This is a genomic window from Cupriavidus malaysiensis (assembly GCF_001854325.1).
Lineage (GTDB): Bacteria > Pseudomonadota > Gammaproteobacteria > Burkholderiales > Burkholderiaceae > Cupriavidus > Cupriavidus malaysiensis.
Genome location: NZ_CP017755.1, coordinates 1,770,260 through 1,795,661 on the forward strand (window position 1 = coordinate 1,770,260; position 25,402 = coordinate 1,795,661).

The window sequence follows — 25,402 nt, forward strand, 5'->3', positions numbered from 1 at the left end:
ATCTGCAAACAGGTGGACAAGCACGGAGGGAGGCTCCGAGCTTCTACCCACGAAGCTCAGAAGCGTGTGCGCCCTGGAAACATCCTTCACTTATCGCTGCGCCTGATCGAGGCCGACTGCGCTTCGCGGCGGGCGGGCGCGGCTATCGCGGCCGCTCGCCGCTCCCTGCCCCGGTCCGGTCTCCCGGGTTGTCCTGGGACCGCGCCGGCTCGCTCCTGGGGAACATCTTCCTGTTCAGCACGCCGGTGGGTTCCTGGTCCTGGGTTTCATTGAAACGCCACTTCCTGGCGGTGCCTTCCCTGTCGAACAGGATGACGAGCTCCTTGCTGTCGTTCTCCTGGCCACCCAGCAGGACACTGGCGTTCCTGTAGAAGTTCAGCAGGCTGGGCGTCGATTCGCGGTAGCTGTAGATCCAGACCTCGGCGCCGCTCGCGAACCGGATTTCGTTCTGCGTATTGCCGAGCCAGTCCTTGATGTCCGCCTTGGTCATCGACTTTCCAGACATCCGGTTCTCCAGTCTGGCCGGGGTCATCTCGGCGACGTTCTTGTTTCCGGCGGAGGCACATGCGCCTGACAGCAGCGCGGCCATGACGATCGCACATGCCTTGCCTGACGAAGTCCCGGGCAGCGGATGGAGCCATGGCATGCGGCTCGGATGAATGGTCAGGTCAGGCTCAGGCATCGTCCATGTATTCGAATGTGACCAGTGTGTCGTCGGGCCACTTGCTGCGTTCCAAGGGCAATTCATAAAGGCGATCTTTCAGGTAAGGCGGATCGTGAAACGGGTTATGCATCGCCAGGCCGCCATACAGCCAGATGGTGGGCAGCACCAGTTGTTTGCCGCCGTGGCGCAGCGTGACGCTGAAGATCGGCCTGTCGGCGATGAACAGGTAGCGAAAGCCGCCATGCTCATAGGCGGTTTTCACCTCGTTCAGGGGAACCACGCTACTCAGCAGGAAGCCGCCAAGCGCGGCGGGCGCGTGGGCCAGGCACTGGCCGGGTTCTTCCAGGCAAGTGGCTTCGGCAGCCGAGCCGGAGCAGACCTGGCGCAATTCGCTTGGCCGGCTGGGATCGCTGTCGATGTCGACCAGGCACTCCAGCCGCAGGTCTCCAAGGCGCCGGCTGCCGCGTGGCAGGCCGGGGGTACGGACTTCGGGGCGCCAGGTCAGGCTGCCTGCGGGCTTGTTGCTTACCACGGTGGCCTCGCCTTCCAGCGCAGCATGTTCGCGCGGTATCGAGAACGTCTGGTCGGGGGCGACCCGCAGCGGCGCTTGCGTGGCGTTGCCTGTCAGGCTTAGCGCGATGTCCGCCATGGCGATGTTGGGCTGGCGCGCATGGAGCCGGAAGCGCAGCACACCTTGCGGTGACAGTTCATGGTTTTCCGTGAAGGTATTCATGCCTTTGAGGATGGCCCGGAACGACCTCTCATCAGGCGGATAGGGCTGCTCGGCGGGCGCAGGGGGGCGAAGTGCTGCCTGCGCCAGAGGCCGCTTGCCACCCGGCGCGCCGGGCGCGCCGCATGCGTGCGGTGCCGCAAGCGCGGCCAGCGCCAGGGCGGCCGTCAGGACAGCCAGCTTGCTTGCCGGCGAAGGTCTAAAGGGGGGGCTTCGTCTCACCGCATATCCTCAGGTTTCTTGTCTTCGTCGTGCACCAGGCGCTGCCTGGTGCCATCTCGTCATCGATTCCGCTCAGCGCGGCAAGCGCATCACGAAGCAGCAACCACCTGTTGCGGGGCAAGTCAGAAGCAGATCTCCGCCATGCAGCCGTGCGATGTCGCGCGCGATCGCCAAGCCGAGGCCGCTGCCGCTGGTGTGTGCCGCGCTGCGCCCGCGCTCGAAGCGGTTGAAAATGCGCTCCCGCTCGTCAGGGGCGATGCCGTGGCCATCGTCTTCCACGAAAATCTCCATGCTCGTCTCGAACTGGCGGCAGCCCAGGCTGACGGTGCCCCCGGAAGGGACGTAGTGGATCGCGTTGGCGATCAGATTGTCGAGCGCGCTGATCAGCAGGTCCTCGTCCGCCTCGATCCGGCAAGCGGGAGACGGCTTCAGGCCCAGGTCCAGTGCCTTCGCGATGGCCAGGGGGGCGTATTCGGCGATGCGCGCCTGCAGCAGCTCGGGAATGTCGACCGCGAGTTTTCGCGGTACGCGCTCCAATGCGTCGAGCCTTGCCAGCGTCAGCACCTTGGTGAGGACCTGGGCCGAGCGCTGCACGCCGCGTTGCAGGGCCGCCTGCAACTGCGCCAGGCGGGCCGGGTCGCGTTCTTGCGCCAGCACGTGGACCTGGGCGCTGATCACTGCCAGCGGCGTGCGCAGTTCGTGGGCGGCATCGGCGAAGAAGCGCCGTTCTGTGCTGCGCAGCCGCGCGACCTGTGCAGCCTGTGCATCCAGGGCGGCGATGATGGGTGCCAGTTCCAGCGGGTCATCGCGCAGCCGCGCCAGCGGCGTCGGGTCATCGGCCGTGCGCTGCCGGATACGCTCGGACAAGCTGGCCAGCGGCTTGAGTCCCATGCGTGTGGCAAGCCACAGCCCGCACAGCAGCATCGCATGCAGCACCAGCAGCGCGAGCAGGAACACGTGTGCCAGCTCAGCGTTGTTACGCTCATAGAAGGCCTGGGACAGGCCGACCACGGCCCAGATTTTCCGGTCGGGGCTCCAGGCCCCGAGCCAGTACCAATGGCCTAGCTGCGTGCGAGTCTCCACGGGCGCGCTGCCGGGGCGAGTCAGGGGCAGCGTGTCGGTGAGCGCGTCGCGGGCCAGCAAGGTGCCGTCGCGATCCCAGATCTGGATAGCGAACTCATGGGGTTTCACCGTGATCCCCTGCGTTGCCACGATTTCCTGGAGCTGCCGGGCTACGGCCTGGGCCCGCTCCGGCCGGGTGTCGAGACTGGCAAAGCGGGCGCCGGCGCCGGCGATCATCGACAGCTCGCGTGCGAGGGTGCCGCCTTGCGGTGCCTGGCTGCGCCAGAGCTGCCCCAGGGTGACCAGGCTGTATAGCACCAGCACGCTGGCCGCCTGCCACAGCAGCAAGCGACGGAACAGGGAGGGCTGGCACAGGAGCCGCAGCAGCGGCAGCTGTTCCAGCCAGTGCCGGATGATCTTCATGGCGCGCTCAGCATGTAGCCAACGCCGCGGATGGTCTGTATGGCGCTGGCGCCCAGCTTGCGCCGCAAGGCGTGGATCTGGAACTCCAGCGCGCCGGCGCTGGGCACCGCCTCGTCAGGCCAGACCCGCAGGCATAGTTGCTCGCGTCGAACCACGCGGCCACTGGCAGCCGCCAGCTCGCGCAGGATGGCGTACTCGCGCCCGGTCAGCCCGATCGGCTCACCGCAGCGCGTGACCGATTGCGACACCGTATCGATCTCCAGCTCGCCCACCCGCCAGCGCGGCGCGGCATGGCCCGCAGAGCGGCGCATCAGGACATGCACGCGTGCGATCAGCTCGGGCATCATGAAAGGCTTGATCACATAGTCGTCGGCGCCGCCATTGAGCGCGCGCAAGCGGTCGTCCAAGGCCTCGCGTGCCGAGATCACCAGTACCGGCGTGGCGATGCCACGGCGGCGGATCCGCTCCAGCAGCGAGAAGCCTTCGCCATCGGGCAGGTTCAGGTCGAGCAGGATGCAGTCGAATTCCCGGGTTTGCAGATGGGCATTGCCATCCACCAGCCTGCGCACCCATACCGTCGGCAGATCGGCTTGGGCGAGCGCCAGTTGCAGGGCATTGCCGAAATCAAGGTCGTCTTCAATCAGGAGCAATTGCATGGGGTGGTTTGCGATGCGCCGGGGTGTGGGCGGGCTGGGAGGGCGGTCCGCCTTGGCAGAGAACGGATTGTTCCCGAACGGGCTTTGAATTGGCTTTGGAAGCGCCGCTGAAGCGGCCGGGGAAAGCCGAGGTGGATCCCGGCGGCCAAGCCCAGAAGCCCATGCAGGGCGCCAGTGGAAAGAAGGCTGACCGGGATGGGCAAAAGATCCTCCACATCGCCGGCGACCCTGAGAAAGCCGGCCATGGATCAAGCACCGGTTGGCGTCACTGAAGATCCGGCAGGTCGTCGCGAAGCCGGCTGGCGGGCCGGCCATCGCTGCTTCAGGTCATCGAGCCCGGCTTGAACTTGGTGCGTCGGACTGCCACCGGCCGCCGCGGCGCCACCGGGTGCCGGGCTGCTGCGGCTTCGGCCCGCTCGCGTTCGGCCCGCCGCCGCGTTTCGTCCAGTTCGCCGTGCAGTGCCTGCCGCGCGGCGTCCGCCTCGGCGCAGGCCTGCTTCCAGGCGCCGGCCTCCTTGGTCGCCGCGTCGCGTTCGGCCTGCAGCGCGGCGCGGGCTTCGGCGGCTTCCAGCGCCGCCTGCTGCGCCCTGCCCTGTTGCGCAGCCAGCTCGCCCCGCAGCTCGGCCGCTGCTTTCTCGGCGGCCTGGCGGGCGCCGCGTTCCTGGTCGATCTCACGCAGCGCGCGCCGTTCGCTCGCGGTTGCGCGCTCTTGTGCGAGCCGGACCTGCTCACGCATCTGCTCCAGTTCTTGCGAGAACTGTGTGCGCAATTCCAGCAACTGACGTTCGAGCGCAGCGATCTGCTGCTGTGCGGCCTCGTGGCGGGCACGGCTGGCGGCATGGGCCTGCTTTTCCGCTTCCAGCTCGCCCTGGCGCGCGGACTCGGCCAGCCTGGCCTGCTCCAGCGCCGCGCGCACGGTGGCGGTTTCCTCCTCCGCGGCAACTCGCGCCGCCTTGGCCTGGTCGCGCTCGGCCTCGGCGTCCGCAGCCTGCAGGCGGGTCTCGGCGCGCAAGGCGGCCAACTCGGCCGCCGCGGCTTCGTTGGCCGACTGCCAGATGGTCTGCACCGCCTCCGCCGCGATCTGCTTGAGCGCGTCCGGCAGTTCCGGGTGATCGATCTTCACGCGCGTCTTCTCGCGCAATTCCTGCCAGAACTGCGCCAGCACCTCGGTCGGCGTACCCATGCTGCCCTTGCGCACCAGTCCGTAGAGCTTGTTGGCGGTCGGCGTGATGCCGTAGCGGAAGAACAGCAGGCCGCAGACTTCCTTGTACAGCGCGCGCGTTTCGGTGAAGCGTGCCCGCAAGGCGGCCACGTCGGCTTGCAGGGCGGTGTCCAGCGGGGGCGATTCGGGGCTTGCGCTCATGACGATGGAGATGGCTTCGAATTTAAAAATATTACTACGTAAAACGTATATTTTCTATTTCTTTGATCTAGTCTTTAGACATAAGTGTGCTTCTGTCTATAATGCTGAATCGGTCGCAATCCGACCCTCCCGCCTCGCAAGATGGACCACGCCACGCCCTCCCTGCCCTCGCCTTCGCCCTCACCCGCGCAGCTCGCGACGCTTCCCGCCATCCCGTTGGAGCGCCTGCGCCTGCCTGCCGATCTGTCCGGTGCCCTGGGCGCGAACCGGGCCGCGGGTGCTGGGGCGCAGATCGCCGCGCAGGACGACGTGGCCGCCATCACCGCCTGGCTGGCGCGCTACGCCGACAGCCAGGCGACCTTGCAGACCTATCGGCGCGACGTCGAGCGCCTGCTGCTGTGGGCCGTGCAGCAGCGCGGCAAGCCGCTTTCCTCGCTGACGCACGAGGACCTGTTGCTGTATCAACGCTTTCTCGCCGACCCCCAGCCGGCGGCGCGCTGGGTGATGCCGCCGGGCAAGAAGCTGGCGCGCAGCCATCCGGGCTGGCGGCCTTTTGCCGGACCGTTGTCGCCGGCCAGCGCACGGCAGGCCATGGTGATCCTGAACGCCTTGTTCGCCTGGCTGACCGAGGCCGGCTACCTGGCTGGCAATCCGCTGTCGCTGGCGCGCCGGCGCCGCAGCCAGACGCCGCCGCGCGTGACCCGCTACCTCAGCCATGCCATGTGGGATGCCGTCAAGGAAGCCATCGAAGCCATGCCTGGCACGGCCGCCGAGGCCTCGGCGCGCGAACGGCTGCATGCCGCCCGCTGCCGCTGGCTCTGCACCCTGCTCTATCTAGGTGGCCTGCGTGCGGCCGAAGTGCTGGACACCAGCATGGGTGCCTTCTTCTGCCGGCGCGATGCGCTGGGGGTGGAGCGCTGGTGGCTGGAGGTGGTGGGCAAGGGACGCAAGACGCGCCTGGTGCCGGCCACCGATGAGCTGGTCGCGGAGCTGGCGCGCTATCGCCGCGCCCATGAGCTGCCGGCCATGCCGCAGTTCGGCGAAGAGCGGCCGCTGGTACTGCCGGTGATCGGCCGCGACAAGGCCTTGTCGCGCGGCGCCCTGCACCTGATCCTCAAGGAGGTCTTCGCCATGGCGGCGGCGCGGATGCGCGCGCGCGGTCCCCAATGGGAAGCCCAGGCGGCGGTGCTGGAAAGCGCATCGGCGCACTGGCTGCGCCACACCGCCGGTTCGCACATGACGGACCGGCAGGTCGACCTGCGCTTCGTGCGCGACAACTTCGGCCATGCCTCGATCGCCACCACCAGCGCTTACCTGCACAGCGAGGACGATGCGCGGCACGCGGCCACGCAGGAGCGTCACCAGATCGGCTGGGGGCGCAAAGGCTGAGCCCCGCAGCGGGCGCCCGGGCTGCCCCGGGGCGGATGGGGCATGAACGATGGCTGTTGCCTGGCTCCTTGGGCGCCGCCGAGCGGATGGCGGTGTGGAGTCCCTGCCGGCCAGGCGATCTGCAATCCGCCAGCCGAGCATTCCAGGACGGCATCCACCTTCTCGCTCTTGTGTCCGCGATGACCTGGCTGGAGTGCCGCCGGCGAGGTGTCGCCGGGGAGTGACAAGCCCGATGCTCTGCGCCGGGCTCCGGTCGGACCCGGCCCGATGCCGGGGCCGCACCCAGATAAAAAAAACCCGCCGGTCCTTGCGGCCGGCGGGGTCTTCAGTACTGCCACGAAGACAGGGAGTGTTGTCGAGGTTCAGTCTGCGTGAATGCCGCGCGACTTGATCAGCGGGCCCCACTTGGCCATCTCGCGCGCCAGGTAGTCATGCAGCGCCGCGGGCGTGCTGCCGATCGGCTCGGCGCCGATGCTCGCCAGCTTCTTCTGCACGTCGGGCTTCTTCAGCGCTTCCACCATGGCCTTGTTCAGCTTGTCCACCACGGCCGGCGGCGTGCCGGCGGGCACGAAAGCTCCGAACCAGGGCGACAGTTCATAGCCGGGCACGCCGGCTTCCGCCACGGTCGGCACATTCGGCAGGGCCGAGGAGCGCTTGGCCGTGGTGACGGCGATGGCGGTCAGTTTGCCGGAGTCGATCTGCGGCTTGGCCGAGGTGATGCTGTCGAACATGTAGTCCACCTGCCCGCCCAGCAGGTCGCTCATCGCCGGGGCACTGCCCTTGTAGGGCACGTGCAGCATATTGACACCCGTCATCGAGGTGAACAGCTCGCCCGCCAGGTGGATCGAGGTACCGTTGCCGGCCGAGGCGTAGGTGTATTTGCCAGGATGCGCCTTGGCCTGGGCGATGACTTCGGCGATGGTCTTCTCGGCGTGCTTGGACTTGTTGGTCACCAGCACGTTGGGCACCACGGCCAGCAGCGAGACCGGCGCGAAGTCCTTGACCGGGTCATAACTGAGGCGGCCGTAGAGGAAGGGGTTCACCGCCATGCCGTTGGCGACGATGATGAGGGTGTAGCCGTCGGCAGGGGCGCGCGCGACCATCTCCGCGCCGATATTGCCGCCGGCGCCCGGACGGTTTTCCACCACCACGGCGGCACCCATCGAGCGGCCCATTTCCTGGCCCAGCACGCGTGCGATGTTGTCCATGGCGCCGCCGGCCGGGAACGGCACGATCCAGCGCAGGGGCTTGTCCGGATAGGCCGCGTGGGCGGCGCCGGCGCTCACGGCCAGGCCGGCCAGCAGCGCGGCCGCGCAGGCCTGGTGAAGGCGCGCGGACAGGCGCGCGAAAGGTTTTGCGTTCAAGGTCTCCCCCCGTGTTTGGTTGGTTTGTCGTCGGTGCCGGTGTCGCTGACGGTGTCGCGCGCTCAGCGGATCGACGACGGATGCTTGGCCAGCGGCGTCACGTGGATCTTCATGTACGGGAACAGGGGCAGCCCGGACAGCAGGGTGTGCAGCTCATCGTGGGATTCCACGTCGAAGATGCTGTAGTTGGCGTACTCGCCGACCACGCGGTAGATCTGTGGCCACTTGCCGCTGCGCTGCAGTTCCTGCGAGTAGGCCTTTTCGCGGGCCTTGATCTCGTCGGCCTGCGCTGCGGGCATGTCGTGCGGGATGTTGACGTCCATCCTGACCAGGTAAAGCATGGCGTGTCCTTCTGTACGATGAGTGGGTCGGGGCGCGCGGCTCAGGCGGCGCGCCGGTAGAACTTGAGCTTGTCCTCGTCCAGGACCAGGCCGAGGCCCGGGCCTTCGGGCAGATGGAGGCTGAAGTCACGGTAGGCCGGGCGCTCGACGACGATGTCGTCCTTGAGCAGCAGCGGCCCGAACAGTTCGGTGCCCCAGGCCAGCTGCGGCAGCGTGCAGAAGCCATGGGCGGCGGCGATGGAGCCGACGCTGCCTTCCAGCATGGTGCCGCCATACAGCGCGATGCCGGCCGCATCGCCGACCGCGGCGGTGCGCAGCATGGCGTGGATGCCGCCGGCCTTGGCGATCTTCAGCGCGAACACGTCGGCGCCGGCGATGCGCGCCAGCTCCATGGCGTCTTCCGGGCCGCACACCGCCTCGTCGGCCATGATCGGTACCACGAAGCGCGCCGCCAGCCGGGCCAGCGCGCCACGGTTGTCGCGCGGCGTGGGCTGTTCGATCAGGTCGATGCCGGCAGCTTCCAGCATGGCGATGCCGGTGGCGGCTTCGGCCTCGTTCCAGGCCTGGTTGACGTCCACCGTGATGCGTGCGCGCTCGCCCAGTGCCCGCTTGATGGCCGACACGTGTGCCACGTCCTCGCGCAGCGCGCGGCGGCCGATCTTGAGCTTGAAGGTATCGTGGCGGCGTTGCGCCAGCAGCGATTCGGCTTCCTCGATATCGCGGCCGGTATCGCCGCTGGCCAGGGTCCACAACACCGGCAGCGTCGGCCGCACGGCGCCGCCGAGCAGTTCCACCAGCGGCACGCCGAGGCGCTTGGCCTGCGCGTCGAGCAGCGCGGTCTCGATGGCCGACTTGGCGAAGCGGTTGCCGCGCGCCACCTTGCCCAGGCGCTGCATGGCGCCGTGGACATTGGTCGCATCGACGCCGGCCAGTGCGGGGGCCAGGTAGGTGTCGATGGTCAGCTTGATGCCTTCCGGGCTTTCGTCGCCATACGACAGGCCGCCGATGGTGGTGGCTTCGCCGATCCCCTCCACGCCGTCGCTGCAGCGCAGGCGCACGATCACCAGCGTCTGCCGCTGCATGGTCGCCATGGCCAGCTGGTGGGCCCGGATGGTGGGCAGGTCGACCAGGATGGCCTCGATCGCGCTGACGCTAGCTTTCATACCTGAAGGATTGGGTTTGGACGTTGAAAGAATGACCTCCGCAGTATGCAGGTTGACTTTGTGAGTGTCCAAGACCGATCATGTCTCGAATGATACCTTGGAGGTATGAGTGGAGCTTCGCCACCTGCGCTATTTCCAAGCGGTCGCAGAGGAGCTGAATGTGACGCGCGCCGCCGCGCGGCTGCACATCGCCCAGCCGCCGCTGTCGCGCCAGATCCGCCAGCTGGAGGACGAGATCGGCGTGCCGCTGTTCGACCGCGTCGGGCGCGGCCTGCGCCTGACCGAGGCCGGGCGCTTCCTGCTGGAGCAGTCGGTCCAGCTGACGGGGCGCATCGAGGAGGTGGTGGAGGGCACCCGCCGCATCGGCCAGGGCGACAAGCGCTGGTTCGGCATCGGCTTCGTGCCCTCGGTGCTGTACGGATTCCTGCCCGAACTGATCCGGGAACTGCGTGCCGCCGATGCCCAGGTCGAGGTCGGCTTGTCCGAGCTGATCACGGTCCAGCAGGTGGAGGCCTTGAAGGCCGGACGCATCGATATCGGCTTCGGCCGCATCACCCTGAACGACCCGGCCATCTCCCGCGCCGTAGTGATGGCCGAGCCGCTGGTGGCCGCCCTGCCGGCGGCACATCCGGCCAGCGGGCAACCGTCCTTGTCGCCCGAGGCGCTGGCGCGCCAACCCTTCATCCTCTACCCGGCCCGCCCTCGCCCGAGCTATGCCGACCACGTGCTGGGCCTGTTCCGCGCGCGCGGCCTGCAGTTGCGCGTGGTGCAGGAAGCCAACGAGCTGCAGACGGCGCTCGGGCTGGTCGCCGCAGGGCTGGGCATCACCCTGGTGCCGGCTTCGGTGCAGCGCCTGCATCGCGACGATGTGCGTTACCAGGCGATCGATGCGCCCGGCTTCACTTCGCCGGTGATCATGAGCTACCGCGCCGGCGATTGCTCGCCATTCCTGGCGCGCGCCATCGCCTGGGTCGAGCGGCAGGCCAAGCTGCACGCCGCTGCGCACGACGCCTGATACGCGCGTCGCGCGGTGCCGCCCATCGTTTGCTGCATAGCAACAATTCCAGCAGCAATGCCTCGTGAATTCGGGCATTGTTGCAGGATCTGATCGCAATACGCCAATGCATTGACTTGACCGGCCGGTCGGATATCTCTAGCATCCTCGCACTGCCGCAATATGTTCGCAATGAGAACATGAGTTCTATATGCGGCAATTTTAAGTTGACTTGTCTGGGGACACAGAGTGAACAAGATCGCCGGGTTCTTCACGGAACTGATGCGCCGGTACCTGCCGGATCCTTTCGTTTTCGCCATCGGCCTGACGCTGCTGACCATGGTGATGGCCATTGCAGTGGAGGGACAGCCGGTTCCCGCCGTGATTACCAGCTGGGGCAAGGGTTTCTGGAGCCTGCTGGCCTTCACCACGCAGATGGCCGTCATCCTGGCCATGGGCTATGTGCTGGCCACCGCGCCGCTGACCGACCGCCTGCTCGACCGCATCGTCGGCGCGGTGCGCACGCCGCGCACCGCCATCATCGTCGCCACTCTGGTGGGCGGCATCGGCAGCTACCTGAACTGGGGCTTCGGCCTGGTGATCGGTGGAATTGTCGCCAAAAAGCTGGCAACGCGCGTCAAAGGTGTGCATTACCCGCTGATCATCGCGGCAGCCTATAGCGGTTTCACGCTCTACGGACTGGGCCTGTCGGCCAGCATCCCGGTGCTGATCTCGACCAAGGGCCACCCGATGGAGAAGCTGATGGGCGTGGTGCCGCTGTCGGAGACCATCTTCTCCACGCCGATGCTGCTGACCAGCCTGGTGGTGATCGTCACCCTGCCGCTGCTGAATGCCTGGCTGCATCCGCGCAACCCGGCCGACATCGTCGAGATCCGCCCCGCCGCCAGCGACGGCCAGGACGAGGGCGCCGCGCCGGTGCACAGCATCGGCGGCGAGAACACGCTCGCCAGCCGCCTCAACAACAGCCGCCTGCTGAGCCTGCTGATCGGCCTGTGCGGCATCGCCTATGCCGTATTCCATTTCCGTGACGGCGGCTCGCTCGACCTGAACCTGATCAACTTCTTGATCCTGTTCCTGGGCGTGCTGCTGCTGGGTACGCCGGCCCAATACGTGGCCAAGCTGAACGAGGGCATCAAGACCATTTCCGGCATCATCCTGCAGTACCCGTTTTATGCCGGCATCATGGCGATCATGGCCGGGTCGGGCCTGGTCGACAGCATTTCGCGCGTGTTCGTCGACATCGCCACGCCGCAGACGCTGCCGTTCTGGGGGCTGATCAGCTCCTTCGTGATCAACTTCTTCGCGCCGTCGGGCGGCGGCCACTGGGTGATCCAGGGCCCGTTCATGATCGATGCGGCCAAGGCGATCGGCAGTTCGGTCAGCCAGACCTCGATGTCGGTGATGCTCGGCAATGCCTGGAACGACCTGGTGCAGCCCTTCTGGATCCTGCCGGCGCTGGCGTTGTCCAAGCTCAGCCTCAAGGACGTGATGGGCTACACGGTCATCATGATGTTCTGGGTCGGCCTGGTCTACATCGGCGCCATGCTGCTGTGGGGCGCCCAGATCGGCTGAGCCAGGAGGGCGGCCGCCTGCGCGGCCGCCGCTGCTACCCGAGGCGGCTCAAGGCCGCCGCCACCAAGGAGACCCGCATGCCTTTCCTGATCGAAACCTGGGACAAGCCCGACCACCAGGCGGTGCGCCAGGCCCACCGCCCTGCCCACCTCGACTACCTGGAACAGAACAAGGCCCTGCTGCTGGCCAGCGGCGCCAAGCTGCACGACGACGGCGGCGATGCCGGCGGCGGCATCTACATCGTCGACCTGCCGACCCGCGAAGCGGCCCAGCAGTTCATCGACGCCGATCCGTTCGCCCGCGCCGGGCTGTTCGCCGAGGTGCGCGTCACGCGCTGGCGCAAGGCCTATCTCGACGGCCGCTGCTTCCTCTGACACCGGCGCGCCGCGCCCGCTCCCTGTTCCATGACCGACGCGACCCTGCCACCCATGCGCTGGAAACATCGCCCAGAAGGGGCCAACTGGGGCGACTTCGGCCCTGACGACCAGCTCGGCCGCCTCAACCTGATCACGCCGGAGCGGGTCCGCGCGGCGGCGGCCGAGATCCGTGCCGGCCATACTTTCTGCCTGTCGCTGCCGCTCGATTTCCCGGGCGGCAACGCCCTCAATGCGCGGCGCAACCCGCCGCGGCTGCGGCCCACTTTCCGCGACGGCGCCGCCTACGTCAATTTCCCGCTGGCCAAGCTGGAGCCGGGTGCCGTCGACGTGCTCAGCGACGACCAGGTACTGCTGTCGCTGCAGTACTCGACCCAATGGGATGCGCTGGCGCACGTCGGCGCCCTCTTCGATGCCGACGGCGATGGCATTGCCGAGCGTGTCTACTACAACGGCTACCGGCCCAACCAGGACATCGTCGGCCCGGTCGACTATCCCGAAGCCGCCGCCTTCGCCGACCATCCCTGCGGCCACGAGCACAGCCACGCGCACGCGCTCGGCATCGAGCGCGTGGCCGAGCACGGTGTGCAGGGCCGGGGCGTGATGGTCGACCTGGCCGAGTATCACGGGCGCGAGTTCCGCACGATCGGCTACGACGACCTGATGCGTGTGCTGGAGGCCGACGCCGTCGAGGTGGAGCCCGGCGACATCCTGGTGCTGCGCACCGGCTTCGCCGAGATGGTGCTGGAGATGCAGCGGCAGCCTGACGCCCACGCGCTCCACCACAGCTGCTGCGCCCTCGACGGACGCGATGCCCGCCTGCTGCAGTGGATCACCGATTCCGGCATCGCCGCGCTGGCGGCGGACAACTACGCGGTCGAACGCTACCCGGCCCGGCCGGCACCCGATCCGGCGCCGCGCCTGCCGCTGCACCATCATTGCCTGTTCAAGCTCGGCCTGCCGCTCGGCGAGCTGTGGTACCTGCGCGAGCTGGCCGCCTGGCTGCGCACGCAGCGGCGCACTCGCTTCTTCCTGACCGCCCCGCCGCTGCGGCTGCCCGGCGCCCTGGGTTCGCCCGTGACGCCAGTCGCGACCGTCTAGTATCCTGCGTGGCCGATGCTGCCGATGCACACTGCCCCAGGACACCCGCAACCTGCCGGCCGCCGGGCGCGGCCGCTTCATCCCCTACCGCAAGGAGCTTCGCATGCTGTTCATGGCCCAGATGACCGTCCGTATTCCCCATTCGCTCGCCCCGGCCTTCGTCGAGCAGCTCAAGGCCGACGAGAAGGCGCTGTCGCAGCAACTGCAGCGCGAAGGCAAATGGCGCCACCTGTGGCGCGTGACCGGGCAGTACGCCAACGTCAGCATCTTCGACGTTGCCTCGAACGATGAACTGCACACGCTGCTGACCTCGCTGCCCCTCTACCCCTACATGGACATCACCGTGACGCCGCTGGCACAGCACGGCTCGGCGATCGTCCAGAACTGAGCGGGCGCCGGCGCCCGCATCCTTCCACTCCAACCATTCCGTACGCGACCATGCCCTACGCTGACCTTCCCGGCGTCCGCCTGCACTACCGCCTCGACGGCGATGCCGGCCTGCCCGTCCTCGTGCTGTCCAACTCGCTCGGCACCAACCTCGACATGTGGACGCCGCAGGTCGCCGCATTCAGCAAGCATTTCCGCGTGCTGCGCTATGACACGCGCGGCCACGGCGCTTCGTCGGTGCCGGCCGGCCCCTACCAGGTGGAGCAGCTCGGCGCCGACGTGATCGGCCTGCTCGACGACCTGCAGATCGAGCGCGCGCACTTCTGCGGCCTGTCGATGGGCGGCATCACCGGCATGTGGCTGGCGCTGGCGCATCCGCAGCGCTTGTCGAAGCTGGTGCTGTGCAATACCGCGGCCTATATCGGCCCGCCGGAAAACTGGACCAACCGCGCGGGCGCGGTCGAGCGCGACGGTGTCGGCTCCATCGCCCCGGCCGTGGTCGACCGGTGGCTGACGCCGGATTTCGCCGCCAAGCGCCCGGAACTGGTCAAGTACCTGCGCCAGATGCTGAGCGCCACCGATGCGCGCGGCTATGCCGCCAACTGCCTGGCTGTGCGCGACGCCGACCTGCGCGAGCGGGTGCGCGACATCCAGCTGCCGACGCTGGTGATCGCCGGCTCGGGCGACCTGCCCACCCCGCCGCGCGACGGCCAGTACCTGGCCAAGGCGATCCCGGGTGCGCGCTATGTGGAACTGGAAGCCGCCCACATCTCGAACCTGCAGCAGGTCGAGCCCTTCACGCGGACGGTGCTGGAGTTCCTGCCGGGCTGAGGCCCGCCGCGGCTGGCGCGGCAAGGTAAAAAAAGGCCGGGCATGTGCCCGGCCTTCTTCTTTTTTCCGTGTTCGCTTCCATCGGCGCGGACCCTGGCCGAGGCCCCAGGTCCGCGCCGCGCCGTGCAGCGCCGTGTCGTCAGAACGACGGCACCATGGCGCCCTTGAACTGGCTCTTCATGAACTGGCGCACGTCTTCCGACTGGTAGGCGGCCAGCAGCTTCTTGACCCAGGGCTTGTCCTTGTCCTGCGTGCGCACCACGATGATGTTGGCGTAGGGGCTGCGGATGTCCTCCAGCGCGATGGCGTCGTGGGTCGGCTGCAGGCCGGCGGCCAGCGCATAGTTGGTGTTGATGGCGGCGGCGGCCACGTCCGGCAGCGCGCGCGCAAGCTGGGCGGCGTCAAGCTCGACCAGCTTCAGCTTCTTGGGGTTCTCGGCGACATCCAGCGGCGTGGCGTTGCTGCCGTTGGTGCCGGCACCCGGCTTCAGCTTGATCACACCCTGCGCGGCCAGCAGCAGCAGCGCGCGGTTCTCGTTGGACGGATCATTGGGAATCGCGACGCGGGCGCCTTGCGGCAGGTCCTTGGTCGCCTTCACCTTCTGCGAATAGATGCCCAGCGGCGAGATATAGGTGAAGCCCACGCTGGTCATCTTGTAGCCGCGCTGCTTGATCTGGCTGTCCAGGTAAGGCTGGTGCTGGAAGCTGTTGGCCTCCAGTTCGCCGGCGTCCAGCGCGGCGTTCGGCTGCACGTAGTCGTTGAACTCGATCACCTTGACGTTCAGGCCTTCACGCTTGGCCACCTTCTGCACCACCTTCCACACGTCGGCGTCGGGGCCGCTGACGGTGCCGACGCGGATGGTCTGCTCCTGGGCCGCGGCGCTGCCGGCGACGGCGATGCCGAGGGCGGCGACCAGGAAGGTAAGGGTCTTGGAAATCGCGGAAACGCGCATGGGAATCTCTCTTGTCTAGTCAGCCGGCGCGGATGGCGCCGGACCCCGCCTGCCGACGGCCGGGGGCGCTTGCTGAGCGCCCCCGGCCCCGCGCGGCGCGCCGATGGGCGTGCCGCCGGAATGGCCAGGACAGGACGGGAACGGGAAGGAATCACGATATGTGAGCCATCCGGCGCTTGGTGGCGCCGGACAGGCCACAGGGTACCTCAATGCGTGCCGGCCGTGGCGCCCTCGTGGTCGCTCTCGTGGTCGCTCTCGTGGCGCGAGCGTTCGGTGGCGAGATGCTCGTGGACCTTGGGTGCCCCCTGCCAGCCGCCGCCGAGGGCGAGGAAGAGGCTGATCTGGTCCATCGCCACCTGGCCGTCCGAGGCAGCCAGCGCGGCGTCGTTGTTGGCGAGCGTCCGATCGGCGTCGAGGCTGTTCAGGTAGGGCGCGCGGCCGGCCTCGTACAGCAGCCGGTTCTGGTGCGCGGCCTGGTCAGCCTTGTCGCGCGCGGCCCGCAGTGAGGCATTGCGCTCCAGTTCGTGCGTGTAGGCGCTGAGGGCCGTGTCGGTCTCGCGCAGGGCCTTCAGCACCACCCCGTCGAAGTGCGCCAGCGCGGCGTCGGCGCCTGCTTCCATATTGTGGATGCGCGCCCGGGTGCCGCTGGTGGGGATATTCCAGGTGATCGCAGGACCGATGCCCCAGTGCGCCGTCTGTGCCTGGCCCAGGTGATCCAGGATGCCGGTGAAGCCGGCCGAGGCGCCGATGGAGATGGACGGATACAGATCGGCGGTGGCCACCCCGATCTTGGCGGTGGCCGAGGCCAGCTCGCGTTCGGCCTGGCGCACGTCGGGGCGGCGCTTGAGCAGCGCCGCGCCGTCGCCGACCGGCAGGGCCTGGCTCAGCTTGGGAATCGCGTGGCAGGCATAGTCCTGCACGGCACCGGCGGCGGGCGGCTTGCCCAGCATCACCGCCAGGCGATAGGCGGCGGCTTCCCGGCCCGCGCGCAGCCTGGGCAGCGCGGCGCGCAGGCTGTCGGCCTGCGACTGGGCGCGCAGCAGGTCAAGCGGCTGTCCGCGGCCCGCCTCGACCAGGCGGCGCGTCAGCTCGACGCCGCGTTCCTGCAGTGCGAGCTGGTGCTCGGCCACTGAGAGTTCATGCGAGGCGGCGCAGCCTTCCACATAGGAACGCGCGGTCTCTGCGGCCACGACCACGCGCGTCTGGTCGAGCGCGGCCTGACTGGCCTGGGCGCCGGCCAGTGCGGCCTCGTCGGCGCGGGCCAGCTTGCCGAAGAAATCGATCAGGTAGGACACGCCGAAGCCGACGTTGCCGAAATTCATGACCGGAATCTTCTCTTCATGCAGCAGCGGTTCGGCCGCGATCTCGCCACGCTGGGCGCCCGCCTCGACCCGTGCCATCGGCAGGTTCTCGGCTTCGACCTCGTGGTAGGTGGCGATGGCGCGGCGCAGGTTGGCAGCGGCCACGCGCAGATCGGTATTGGCGGCCAGGGCTTCCTGTACCAGCGCGTCGAGCCGCGGATCGTCGTACAGGCGCCACCAGCCGTCCGGCACGGGGGCGATCGAGACGGCCGGGTTGCCGGCGCCGGGCAGCGGGCCGTTGGCTTCCGGCGACTTGACCGCGGCTTGCTCCGGCAGGTGATAGTCGGGGCCGACCGTGGTGCAGGCGGCGAACAGCAACGGCGCCAGCGCCGGAATCAGGGCTAGCGTAAAGCGTTTCACTGGATGGACTCCTGCTTGCCGGCCGGGGTCTGGGCGACCGCATGGCCGGACTGGGGGGCGGCGCCGGCGGCGGCCGGGGCCGCATCGCCCTTGCCGCCGCGCGCTTCTTCGACCGACACGGTGGCCGTGCGGCCCGCCACCAGGCGGATATCGGCCGGCATGTCGTCCAGCGCGATGCGCACCGGCACGCGCTGCGCCAGCCGCACCCAGTTGAAGGTGGGATTCACGTTCGGCAGCAGCGAGGAGCCGGCGCTGCGGTCGCGGTCCTCGATACCGGCCGCGATGCTCTGCACGTGGCCGCGCAGCACCTGCGACTCGCCCATGATGCGGATGCGCACCGGGCTGCCCAGGTGGATGCCGCCGAGCTTGGTTTCTTCGAAATAGCCTTCCACGTGGAAGGACTGCTCGTCGACCATCGACATCACCGGCTTGCCGGTGCTGACGTAGTCGCCCAGGCGCGGCAGGCGGTCGTTGACGTAGCCATCGACGGGGCTCAGCACGCGCGTGCGCTCCAGGTTCAGCTTGGCCAGGTTGACCGCGCTCTCGGCCTGGGCCAGCGCTGCCTCGCCCTGCTGCACCTTGGCCAGCCCTTCTTCCACCACTTCCTTGGCGACGATGTCCGACAGCTTCTGGCTGCGTGCCGCCTCGCGGCGCGACTGGCCCAGCGTGGCGCGGATCGCCGCCGCATTGGCCTCGGCTTGCTGCAGCGCCAGGGCGAAGCGGTCGCGGTCGATCTCGAACAGCGCGTCGCCGCGCTTGACGCGCTGGTTGTCCTTGACCAGCACGCGGGTGACCAGGCCTGACACGTCGGGGGCGATCTGCACGACGTCGGCCCGCACATGTCCGTCGCGCGTCCACGGTGCGATCGTGTAGTAGTCCCACAGGTGCTTGGCGACGACCGCCGCTCCGGCGGTCAGGGCCAGCGTGAGCACGACCGGCCCGATGGATTTCAGTCTGAGTTTCATGATTGCAGATGCGTCGCCAGCCACACCACCCCACCCAGGATGAGGGCGTACAGCGACAGGTTGAAGAGGGAACGGTGCCAGACCAGCCGGTAGAAGCCTACGCGCGACAAACCGGCGCGCAGGCCCGCCATGATCACGAAGGCCAGCAGCATCCACACCAGCAGGCTGGGAACGTAGACGCCGTAGAGGTTGACTTCACCGCTCATCATTGCTTCCCGTTGACGGGAGAGGTTGAAAACAAGGCCACTTCCATTTCGACGAGGGCCGACATCGCCGTACGCGAGGCCTGGTCGGCCCGCTCGGCCACCCCCTGCATCGCGCGCATCAGGCGCCGCTGCAGAGCTTCCGGCGGTGCGTCGGCCTTGGCTTCGAGGCGGTCGCGGTAATAGCCGGCCACGCTTTGCAGCACGCGGCGCACTGCATGCTGGGAGGCCTCCGGCAGCGCCGGCAGCTCGCGCTGCAGCGCCAGCGTGCTCAGTTCCACCCGTACCTCGGTGAAACCGTCGGTGGAGCGCTCGTTCTCGCTGGCCGCCAGGCGCGGCACCAGTTGCGCCAGCCGGTCCAGCATGCGGGCGCGCAGGTGGTCGTGCTCATGGGGAGCGCGTCCGGTGGCATTGCGCGCGATGTCGCCCCAGCTTGCCCGCACCAGGCGGCGTGCCGCCGCGGCGGTGCCGAAGGGCCGGACCAGCAGCGTCCACACCAGCGCGAACAGAATGCCCGCCACGCCGGCCACGTTGGTGTTGAAGAAAGTCTGGAAATCGGCGTTGTAGCTGCCTTGCAGGCCGATGTCGGTGGCCGTGACCATGGCCAGCGGCACGGCGATCAGCGCCAGCCTGGGTTGGGCGATCATCACGCCGAACAACAGGTAGGGGATGGCGAACATCGCCACCAGCATCTCGAAGTCGTGCGCCCGCGGCAGGATCATGAACAGGTAGACCATGGCCAGCAGCACGCAGACCACGTTCCAGATGAAGAAGGAACGGATCATCGGCGCGGGTTCGTCCAGCGCGGCGAAGAAACAGCAGGACACCGCGCCCAGGGCCACCGCGCTGGCGCCGTCGGCCCAGCCGGACAGGATCCAGACCATGCCCATGCAGAAGATGCCCAGCGCGGTGGTGCCGGTGGAAAACAGCAGCATGCCGTGGTCGTAGTGGCGAGCCGCGCCGACGTTCCAGCGCCGGAATACGGGCTGCCAGTCTCCGGCCGGCGCGGCTTCACCCAGGCGCCGCTGCAGTGCCACGCAATCCTGCCACAGGGCGGTCAACTCGCGCAGCCGCTCGTAGGCGGTGGACGCCACCGCGGTTGCCAGCGCAGGCGGTGTGTTCTCCTCGAGCGCGGGAGGGGCCGCAGCCTCGCCGCGGATCCAGGCGGAAACGGCGGTCATGCGGGCGGCCAGCTGGTCCGGTACGCCGGCTTCGTCGCGCTGCATGGTCTCGACCAGGCTGGCCAGGGAGGCCAGCACCGGCAGCAGCATGGTCATGCGGCCGCGCAGTTCCTTGGCATCGCGGATGCGCGCGGCGGTCTCGGTGTCGTAGGAAAGCTGGCTGATCAACTGGTCGAGCGCCAGGATGTCGGCGGCCATGCGGTGCCGGCTCTGGTGAAGCGATACCGCCGCACCGGCATCGCGCAGCGACAGCATGTCGCCGGCCCACTGCGCCGCGTCGCCCATCCACTGCGCCAGGCGGTCGCGCAGCACGTTGGAGACCTTGGCGGGGAAGACCACGGCGCCGACCACGCTGGCGCAGATGATGCCCAGGCAGATCTCTTCGGAACGTGCGATGGCCAGGTCGAAGACGCCGCCCGGGTGGTCCACTGCCGGCAGCGCCACCATCGGCAGCGTGTAGGCGGCCAGCATGAACAGGTAGCTGCGCGGGGAGCGGTCGAGCAGCGCCACGTAGAGCAGCACCGCGACCCAGACAGCCACTGCCGCCATCAGCAGCGGTGGCGTATTGACCAGCGAGGGCACCAGCGCCACCGAGGCGGCCGCGCCCAGCAGCGTGCCGAGCACGCGGTACATGGATTTGGAGCGGGTCGCGCCGGTCAGCGGGTGCGCCACCACGTAGACGGTCGCCATGGCCCAGTAGGGGCGCGGCAGGCCGATGTAGAGCGCGATGAACAGGGCCAGCATGGAGGCCACGAAGGCCTTGGTGGAGAAGATCCAGTCGCGCGCGGACGGCCAGGTACTGCCCATCACGTCAGGCCTCCTGGCTCGGTGCCGGGCTCTGCGGCACGACCACCGAATCCGCGGCGCGCGCCAGGGCATCCAGCACGCGCAAGGCGCCCTCGAGGTCCTGCGCCGGGATGTGGGCGAAGACCTGCGAGCGGATGCGCTTGAGGTCCACTTCGATCTTGGCCGCCAGTTCCTCACCTGCCTCGGTCAGCCACAGGGCATTGGCACGGCGGTCGCTGGCGTCCACCTCGCGGCGTACCAGGCCCGCGGCGCTCAACTGGTCGAGCAGGCGCACCAGCGAGGCGCCTTCCAGGCCGACGTAGTCGGCCAGCGTGACCTGGCGCACCCCTCCTCCGAGGCGGCGGATGAACAGCAGGGGGCCGGCGGCGGCGGCGGAGATGCCGTAGGACGTCACGGCTGCCTGGGAGATCTGGCGCCACTGTCTCCCTGCCAGCATCAGCTGGCCGGTAAAGGCAAAGCGCAGCGCGTCTATCGAGTTCATGGGCAGAATGATAGTTGTGAAATAATTAGAATGCAAACTATTTTTGTGGCATTGCAGCAACCGCGGCCGCCGACCTGCCATCCGGGTGCGGCAAGCCGTGGCGCGCACATTCTGCGTGTAACCTATCGCGCACATCACGCGCGTCACGCGCATCACGCACGTTTGATCGCAACATCCTTCTGCCGTCCCGCCGCATCACCGGCAGGCCCCGTACCCTGCCCGCGTTCAGGACAGCGACAGCGCCGCGAGGGTCCCAAGCCAGGTGGCCCCGGCGGCGGCCACCAGCCCGGCGCCTACCTGCAGCGCGAAGCGGGATCCCCCGGCCGCCGTGGCCAACCCGATCTTGGTGAGGGTATTGGTGCTGAACGCCGCCAGCACGGGCCACATCGCGCTGCCGACCGGCAGCCGCCCTGCCGCCACCTGGGCACCGATCGAGGCGGTGGCGGCGTGGGCATCGGCAAAACCGGCGACGGCAGCCACGGCGACCAGGGCCGTTGCGCCGAGCCAGGCCTGCGCCGCGGCGGCCAGCCACAGCAGGAATGCCGTCATCAAGGCAAAGCCGGCCGCCACGCGCCAGTCGAAGGCCCGGCCTTGCGGTGACTCTTCCGGCGCTTGTTCCGCATGCGTGGAGCGCCAGGCCCAGAGGCCGCCGAAAGCGGCGATCACCGCCAGCCCGGCCGCGAGCGGGATGGCAAGCTGGCGCAAGGTGGCGAGGCTGGTGGCCGCCAGCAGCAGGATCATCTGCACGAAGGTGGACACCGTGGACAGCAGCGCCGCGGCGACCGCCGCCTGCGCCTTGTCGGGCTCCTTGCGCGCCAGCGCCGCCATGCTGGCGATGGTGGCGCTGCTGGAGACGAAGCCCCCGAACAGGCCGGCCATCGGCAGCCCGAGCTGGCTGCCCAGCCAGCGCACGGCGATGTGGCCGGCGGCGCCCATCAGCATCACCAGCACGGCGATCAGCCACAGTGTGTGCGGGTTCCAGGCCTTGAACGGGCCGAGGTAACGATCCGGCAGCAGCGGCCAGACCACCAGCGCGGCGGCGGCCAGTACCAGGGCGTCACGCAGTTCCTGCTCACTGAGGATCTGGCGGGCGAAGTGGTGCAGCCAGGCCTTGCCGTGCAGCAGCAGCAGCACCACCGTGGCGGCGCCCGCGGCCAGCGTGGCCTCGCTGGTGGCGAGTGCGCCCAGCAGCACCACGCACAGCAGCGCCAGCTCGGTGGTCATGCCGGGATCGCGATCCGAGGTGCGGTGGTAGGCCAGGCAGGCCAGCGCGCCCGTCGCCAGCAGCACGGCGGGCAGCACCAAGGGACCGGGCAGGCGCGCGGCCACGGCACCTGCGAGGCTGGCGACGGTGAAGGTGCGCAGGCCGGCCGGCACCTGTTCGTCGCCACCGGCATTGCTGCGCTCGCGCTCGAGCCCGATCGCCAGGCCGATGCCCAGTGCCACAGAAAATGCCACGTAGTCGTGTTCCATCGCATCTCCGTTGCGCCGCGGTGCGCATCGCGCCCGCCAGGACCCACAGGCTACCTTGACTCCGCCCGTCCGTATATGCGCCGGGCCGCACGTTGCGCCCGCCCTTGATGCTTCTCAAGAAAGCGGCCGCCCTTGTCTCCTACCATGACCGCAGGCCCGCGCGGCGGGCACGGCTCGGAGGATGGCATGGACGATGGCGCACTGACGCGGGCCCTGATGCACGGCGCGGCCTATCCGCACGCGGCGCCCGGGGTGCGCTGCATCGAGACCCATCTTTCGCGCGTGTTCCTGGCCGGCGAGTATGCCTATAAAGTACGCAAGCCGGTGCGCTTCGATTTCGTCGATTTTTCCACGCTGGCGGCGCGGCGCGCCGATTGCGAGGAAGAACTGCGCCTGAACCGCAGGCTGGCCGGCGCGCTGTACCTGGACGTGGTGCCCATCGCGGCCGTCGCCGGCGGTGCGGGCGGGCATGAGGACCGGGAAGCGGACGGCAATACGCCGGTCCGCCTTGGCGGCAGCGGCCCGGCCCTGGACTATGCCGTGCGCATGCGGCGTTTCGCCCAGCACGACCTGCTGGCCGCGCGCGTGCAGGCCGGCAACGTGGACGGGGCGATGATGGACGCGCTCGGCCGGCGGCTTGCCGATTTCCACGCGGACGCGCCGCGCTGCGGCAGCACGGACGCCACCGACTACGGTACGCCCGCGCGCGTTGCCGCCACACTGGAAGAATGCCTGCAAGGCGTCGCACGCCTGGCCGACGCCGACGGCGCGGAGGCCATCCAATGCCTGGGCCGCGCCATGCGCTCGGAGGCGCTGCGCCTGGCGCCGGCCATGGCGGCGCGGCGCCGCAGCGGCCATGTGCGGGAGTGCCATGGCGACCTGCATCTCGGCAACGTCGTAGTCGTCGACGGCGAGGCGCTGCCCTTCGACTGCCTGGAGTTCAATGCCGGCCTGCGCTGGATCGATTCCATCAGCGATACCGCCTTTCTCTATATGGACCTGATCCACCATGGACGGCGCGACCTGGCCTACCGCTTCCTCAATGCCTACCTCGAACGCGGCGGCGACTATGCCGGGCTCGGCCTGCTGCCTTTCTATGCCGCACTGCGGGCACTGGTGCGCGCCCGCGTGGGACTCGAACGCAGGCACCAGTGCGCGGCCGCCGGCGCGGACGCCGCGCCCGCGGCCGGCTGGCGCGCCCTGCTGGAGCTGGCCGAGACGCTGCTGTCCAGGCGCCGCGGCGCCATCCTGCTGATGCACGGCCTGTCCGGCAGCGGTAAGTCCACCGTGGCGGCACGGCTGGCCGAGCGCGGCGGCATGGTGCGTGTGCGTGCCGATGTCGAGCGCAAGCGTCCGGGCGCGCCACCCGCCGGCGGCTGGTATGCGCCGGCCGCAGGCGCCGCGACCTACCGGCGCCTGCTGGCCGCGTGCCGCCTCGGGGCCTGCGCCGGCTTTCCGATGATCGCCGACGCCACCTTCCTGGCGCGCGCGCGCCGCGAGTGCTTCGCCGCACAGGCGGCGCGGCTGCGCCTGCCCTTCGTCATCGTCCACTGCGAGGCGACGGTCGACACCCTGCGTGCGCGCATCTCGGCACGGGCCCAGGCGCGCAACGATCCGTCCGATGCCGACCTCGAGGTGCTTGGCCGGCAGTTGCGCGAGCAGGAGCCGCTGTGCGCGGCCGAGCTTCGCGCCACCACCAGCGCGAGCGATGCGGACACGCTGGCGGCGCGCTTCGCCTGAGGCGGCGCCGGTGCGGCGGATCCCGGCGGCAGACCGTGCCCGCTGGAGCCGAAAACCGAGGCAAGACTCTACGACTCGCTTGCCGGCAATCAAAGACACGGCATTGCCGGCCGCTGCCCCCTCGGCGTGGGGCTTGTGCAGCGCAGCGCGAAGTGTAGGATGGAGCGCATCGCTTGATCGTGGCAGCACCGGCGCCGAGCCGGTCCCACGGCATTCCTGCAACGATCCGACAGGTGGTGAATGAAGAACCGATTCCGCTGGGCCCTCCTTGGCCTGCTCGTCATCCTGCTCGCGGGCGCGGGCTTCTGGTGGGAAACCGCCCACCGCACGCGCTGGCCGGCGGATATCGCTTACGCCAACGGCCGCCTGGAAATGGCGAGGGTCGACGTCGCCGTCAAGTATGGCGGCCGCGTGGTCGAGCTGCCGGTGCACGAAGGCGACGTGCTGGCGGCCGGGGCCCTGGTGGCCCGCCAGGACGACAGCGAACTGCGCGCCCAGCTGGCGGCGGCCAATGCAGCCCGGGCACGCGCGGCCGACGCGATGCTGCGCGCCCGCGCCGAGACCGATGGCCGCGCCGCACGCCAGCGCCTGGCGCGGCTGGAATGGTCGGAAACCGTCAAGCTGTTCGACGAGGGCCAGGTCTCCGCAGTGGAACGCGACCGCCGTCGCCTGGCCCTGGAGGGTGAACAGGCGGGCGTCGACGGGGCACACGCCGCGCTGGGCGAAGCCCGCGCGGCGGAGGCCGAGGCCGAGGCCCAGATCGCGCGGCTCCAGGCCGTGCTGGACGAGACCGCCGTGCGCGCGCCGGTGGCCGGGCGCGTCGAGTACCGCGTGGTCGAGGTCGGCACGGTACTGCCGGCCGGCGGCCGCGTCGCCTCCATGCTGAATCCGGACGACATCTACTTCACGATCTTCCTGCCGGGCCCGCAGGCAGGCCGGCTCGCCATCGGCGCCGCGGCCCGTATCCTGCTGGATGCCTTCCCCGGCGAGGCCATCCCGGCCAGGATCGGCTATGTCGCCAGCGAGGCCCAGTTCACGCCGAAATATGTCGAGACCGAGGGGGAGCGGGCCAAGCTGATGTATCGCGTCAAGCTGCAGCTGCCGGTCGAGGTGGCGCGGCGGCTGGCGCCGCGGCTGAAGGCGGGCATGACCGGCGCGGGCTATGTCCGGCTGGATGCGGCCCGCTCCTGGCCGCCGGCACTCGCCGTGCGCGGGGAATAAG

At 69.0% G+C, this 25,402-nt stretch carries 24 protein-coding genes; 9 read left to right on the forward strand and 15 right to left on the reverse strand.

Annotated elements, in window-relative coordinates; translation table 11 throughout:
- Nucleotides 1-142: 142 nt before the first annotated feature.
- The 5 genes from BKK80_RS36765 to BKK80_RS27390 all read right to left on the reverse strand — a co-directional run bounded on the left by BKK80_RS36765 (nucleotide 143) and on the right by BKK80_RS27390 (nucleotide 5,120).
- Nucleotides 143-682: a hypothetical protein gene (locus BKK80_RS36765; RefSeq protein ID WP_156811478.1), complete on the reverse strand. Its 540-nt coding sequence runs from the start codon at nucleotides 680-682 to the stop codon at nucleotides 143-145.
- Nucleotides 675-1,616 carry a hypothetical protein gene (locus BKK80_RS27375; protein WP_156811477.1) on the reverse strand — a complete coding sequence of 314 codons (942 nt, stop codon included), beginning with the start codon at nucleotides 1,614-1,616 and terminating at the stop codon, nucleotides 675-677. The genes BKK80_RS36765 and BKK80_RS27375 overlap by 8 nt, the downstream gene beginning before the upstream one ends.
- Nucleotides 1,617-1,688: 72 nt before the next feature.
- On the reverse strand, nucleotides 1,689-3,101 hold the full coding sequence (locus BKK80_RS27380) for a sensor histidine kinase (protein WP_071020081.1): 1,413 nt from the start codon (nucleotides 3,099-3,101) through the stop codon (nucleotides 1,689-1,691).
- Nucleotides 3,098-3,757 carry a response regulator gene (locus BKK80_RS27385; protein WP_071020078.1) on the reverse strand — a complete coding sequence of 220 codons (660 nt, stop codon included), beginning with the start codon at nucleotides 3,755-3,757 and terminating at the stop codon, nucleotides 3,098-3,100. Before BKK80_RS27385 ends, BKK80_RS27380 begins: the two co-directional genes overlap by 4 nt.
- A gap of 322 nt (nucleotides 3,758-4,079) precedes the next feature.
- Complete coding sequence (locus BKK80_RS27390) at nucleotides 4,080-5,120, reverse strand: DNA-binding protein (protein WP_071072076.1); 1,041 nt, start codon at nucleotides 5,118-5,120, stop codon at nucleotides 4,080-4,082.
- A gap of 141 nt (nucleotides 5,121-5,261) precedes the next feature.
- Between BKK80_RS27390 and BKK80_RS27395 the strand changes: the two genes are divergently transcribed.
- The gene (locus BKK80_RS27395) at nucleotides 5,262-6,509 is read left to right on the forward strand and encodes a tyrosine-type recombinase/integrase (protein ID WP_071072078.1); all 1,248 of its coding nucleotides are present in this window, start codon (nucleotides 5,262-5,264) and stop codon (nucleotides 6,507-6,509) included.
- Between the two features lie 362 nt (nucleotides 6,510-6,871).
- Here the strand turns inward: BKK80_RS27395 and BKK80_RS27400 are convergent, their stop codons facing one another.
- The 3 genes from BKK80_RS27400 to BKK80_RS27410 all read right to left on the reverse strand — a co-directional run bounded on the left by BKK80_RS27400 (nucleotide 6,872) and on the right by BKK80_RS27410 (nucleotide 9,377).
- Nucleotides 6,872-7,873: a tripartite tricarboxylate transporter substrate binding protein gene (locus BKK80_RS27400; RefSeq protein ID WP_418235900.1), complete on the reverse strand. Its 1,002-nt coding sequence runs from the start codon at nucleotides 7,871-7,873 to the stop codon at nucleotides 6,872-6,874.
- A gap of 62 nt (nucleotides 7,874-7,935) precedes the next feature.
- Nucleotides 7,936-8,214 carry a muconolactone Delta-isomerase gene (catC, locus tag BKK80_RS27405; protein WP_071020071.1) on the reverse strand — a complete coding sequence of 93 codons (279 nt, stop codon included), beginning with the start codon at nucleotides 8,212-8,214 and terminating at the stop codon, nucleotides 7,936-7,938.
- A gap of 41 nt (nucleotides 8,215-8,255) precedes the next feature.
- A complete protein-coding gene (locus BKK80_RS27410) occupies nucleotides 8,256-9,377 on the reverse strand; it encodes a muconate/chloromuconate family cycloisomerase (RefSeq protein ID WP_071020068.1) in 1,122 nt (373 codons plus the stop codon).
- Nucleotides 9,378-9,486: 109 nt separating this feature from the next.
- Between BKK80_RS27410 and BKK80_RS27415 the strand changes: the two genes are divergently transcribed.
- The 6 genes from BKK80_RS27415 (at nucleotide 9,487) to pcaD (ending at nucleotide 14,657) form a co-directional block, all read left to right on the forward strand.
- On the forward strand, nucleotides 9,487-10,392 hold the full coding sequence (locus tag BKK80_RS27415; RefSeq protein WP_071072080.1) for a LysR family transcriptional regulator: 906 nt from the start codon (nucleotides 9,487-9,489) through the stop codon (nucleotides 10,390-10,392).
- Between the two features lie 228 nt (nucleotides 10,393-10,620).
- On the forward strand, nucleotides 10,621-11,964 hold the full coding sequence (locus BKK80_RS27420) for a short-chain fatty acid transporter (RefSeq protein ID WP_071020062.1): 1,344 nt from the start codon (nucleotides 10,621-10,623) through the stop codon (nucleotides 11,962-11,964).
- Nucleotides 11,965-12,041: 77 nt separating this feature from the next.
- Nucleotides 12,042-12,338, forward strand: coding sequence for a YciI family protein (locus BKK80_RS27425; protein ID WP_071020060.1), 297 nt, complete (start codon nucleotides 12,042-12,044; stop codon nucleotides 12,336-12,338).
- Between the two features lie 54 nt (nucleotides 12,339-12,392).
- Nucleotides 12,393-13,439: a cyclase family protein gene (locus tag BKK80_RS27430; protein ID WP_071073360.1), complete on the forward strand. Its 1,047-nt coding sequence runs from the start codon at nucleotides 12,393-12,395 to the stop codon at nucleotides 13,437-13,439.
- Nucleotides 13,440-13,542: 103 nt separating this feature from the next.
- Nucleotides 13,543-13,827, forward strand: coding sequence for a muconolactone Delta-isomerase (gene catC, locus BKK80_RS27435; RefSeq protein WP_071072082.1), 285 nt, complete (start codon nucleotides 13,543-13,545; stop codon nucleotides 13,825-13,827).
- 50 nt (nucleotides 13,828-13,877) lie between these two features.
- Complete coding sequence (pcaD, locus tag BKK80_RS27440) at nucleotides 13,878-14,657, forward strand: 3-oxoadipate enol-lactonase (protein ID WP_071072084.1); 780 nt, start codon at nucleotides 13,878-13,880, stop codon at nucleotides 14,655-14,657.
- Nucleotides 14,658-14,796: 139 nt separating this feature from the next.
- Here the strand turns inward: pcaD and BKK80_RS27445 are convergent, their stop codons facing one another.
- The 7 genes from BKK80_RS27445 to BKK80_RS27475 all read right to left on the reverse strand — a co-directional run bounded on the left by BKK80_RS27445 (nucleotide 14,797) and on the right by BKK80_RS27475 (nucleotide 22,440).
- Complete coding sequence (locus BKK80_RS27445) at nucleotides 14,797-15,573, reverse strand: MetQ/NlpA family ABC transporter substrate-binding protein (RefSeq protein ID WP_418235919.1); 777 nt, start codon at nucleotides 15,571-15,573, stop codon at nucleotides 14,797-14,799.
- Nucleotides 15,574-15,815: 242 nt separating this feature from the next.
- Entirely contained in the window at nucleotides 15,816-17,330 is a 1,515-nt protein-coding gene (locus BKK80_RS27450; protein ID WP_071072086.1) for an efflux transporter outer membrane subunit, read from the reverse strand.
- Nucleotides 17,327-18,295 carry an efflux RND transporter periplasmic adaptor subunit gene (locus BKK80_RS27455; protein ID WP_071020047.1) on the reverse strand — a complete coding sequence of 323 codons (969 nt, stop codon included), beginning with the start codon at nucleotides 18,293-18,295 and terminating at the stop codon, nucleotides 17,327-17,329. The genes BKK80_RS27450 and BKK80_RS27455 overlap by 4 nt, the downstream gene beginning before the upstream one ends.
- Nucleotides 18,292-18,501 (reverse strand): DUF1656 domain-containing protein, encoded by a 210-nt coding sequence (locus BKK80_RS27460; RefSeq protein ID WP_071020044.1) that lies wholly within the window; start codon nucleotides 18,499-18,501, stop codon nucleotides 18,292-18,294. The genes BKK80_RS27455 and BKK80_RS27460 overlap by 4 nt, the downstream gene beginning before the upstream one ends.
- A complete protein-coding gene (locus BKK80_RS27465; RefSeq protein WP_071020042.1) occupies nucleotides 18,501-20,486 on the reverse strand; it encodes an FUSC family protein in 1,986 nt (661 codons plus the stop codon). Before BKK80_RS27465 ends, BKK80_RS27460 begins: the two co-directional genes overlap by 1 nt.
- A gap of 4 nt (nucleotides 20,487-20,490) precedes the next feature.
- Nucleotides 20,491-20,967: a MarR family winged helix-turn-helix transcriptional regulator gene (locus tag BKK80_RS27470; RefSeq protein ID WP_071020039.1), complete on the reverse strand. Its 477-nt coding sequence runs from the start codon at nucleotides 20,965-20,967 to the stop codon at nucleotides 20,491-20,493.
- 225 nt (nucleotides 20,968-21,192) lie between these two features.
- Entirely contained in the window at nucleotides 21,193-22,440 is a 1,248-nt protein-coding gene (locus BKK80_RS27475) for an MgtC/SapB family protein (protein WP_071072088.1), read from the reverse strand.
- 186 nt (nucleotides 22,441-22,626) lie between these two features.
- Between BKK80_RS27475 and BKK80_RS27480 the strand changes: the two genes are divergently transcribed.
- Nucleotides 22,627-24,180, forward strand: coding sequence for a bifunctional aminoglycoside phosphotransferase/ATP-binding protein (locus BKK80_RS27480; protein ID WP_071073363.1), 1,554 nt, complete (start codon nucleotides 22,627-22,629; stop codon nucleotides 24,178-24,180).
- Nucleotides 24,181-24,420: 240 nt separating this feature from the next.
- Nucleotides 24,421-25,401, forward strand: coding sequence for an HlyD family secretion protein (locus tag BKK80_RS27485; protein ID WP_071020035.1), 981 nt, complete (start codon nucleotides 24,421-24,423; stop codon nucleotides 25,399-25,401).
- The last annotated feature ends 1 nt before the right edge of the window (nucleotide 25,402 follow it).

Coding starts and splice junctions, on each gene's coding strand:
- BKK80_RS27460 (WP_071020044.1), bottom strand. CDS start 18,501: ATGAGCGGTGAAGTCAACCTCTACGGCGTCTACGTTCCCAGCCTGCTG.
- BKK80_RS27385 (WP_071020078.1), bottom strand. CDS start 3,757: ATGCAATTGCTCCTGATTGAAGACGACCTTGATTTCGGCAATGCCCTG.
- BKK80_RS27395 (WP_071072078.1), top strand. CDS start 5,262: ATGGACCACGCCACGCCCTCCCTGCCCTCGCCTTCGCCCTCACCCGCG.
- BKK80_RS27380 (WP_071020081.1), bottom strand. CDS start 3,101: ATGAAGATCATCCGGCACTGGCTGGAACAGCTGCCGCTGCTGCGGCTC.
- BKK80_RS27480 (WP_071073363.1), top strand. CDS start 22,627: ATGGACGATGGCGCACTGACGCGGGCCCTGATGCACGGCGCGGCCTAT.
- BKK80_RS27430 (WP_071073360.1), top strand. CDS start 12,393: ATGCGCTGGAAACATCGCCCAGAAGGGGCCAACTGGGGCGACTTCGGC.
- catC (WP_071020071.1), bottom strand. CDS start 8,214: ATGCTTTACCTGGTCAGGATGGACGTCAACATCCCGCACGACATGCCC.
- pcaD (WP_071072084.1), top strand. CDS start 13,878: ATGCCCTACGCTGACCTTCCCGGCGTCCGCCTGCACTACCGCCTCGAC.
- BKK80_RS27425 (WP_071020060.1), top strand. CDS start 12,042: ATGCCTTTCCTGATCGAAACCTGGGACAAGCCCGACCACCAGGCGGTG.
- BKK80_RS27470 (WP_071020039.1), bottom strand. CDS start 20,967: ATGAACTCGATAGACGCGCTGCGCTTTGCCTTTACCGGCCAGCTGATG.
- BKK80_RS27390 (WP_071072076.1), bottom strand. CDS start 5,120: ATGAGCGCAAGCCCCGAATCGCCCCCGCTGGACACCGCCCTGCAAGCC.
- BKK80_RS27455 (WP_071020047.1), bottom strand. CDS start 18,295: ATGAAACTCAGACTGAAATCCATCGGGCCGGTCGTGCTCACGCTGGCC.
- BKK80_RS27485 (WP_071020035.1), top strand. CDS start 24,421: ATGAAGAACCGATTCCGCTGGGCCCTCCTTGGCCTGCTCGTCATCCTG.
- BKK80_RS27465 (WP_071020042.1), bottom strand. CDS start 20,486: ATGGGCAGTACCTGGCCGTCCGCGCGCGACTGGATCTTCTCCACCAAG.
- BKK80_RS36765 (WP_156811478.1), bottom strand. CDS start 682: ATGCCTGAGCCTGACCTGACCATTCATCCGAGCCGCATGCCATGGCTC.
- BKK80_RS27410 (WP_071020068.1), bottom strand. CDS start 9,377: ATGAAAGCTAGCGTCAGCGCGATCGAGGCCATCCTGGTCGACCTGCCC.
- BKK80_RS27475 (WP_071072088.1), bottom strand. CDS start 22,440: ATGGAACACGACTACGTGGCATTTTCTGTGGCACTGGGCATCGGCCTG.
- catC (WP_071072082.1), top strand. CDS start 13,543: ATGCTGTTCATGGCCCAGATGACCGTCCGTATTCCCCATTCGCTCGCC.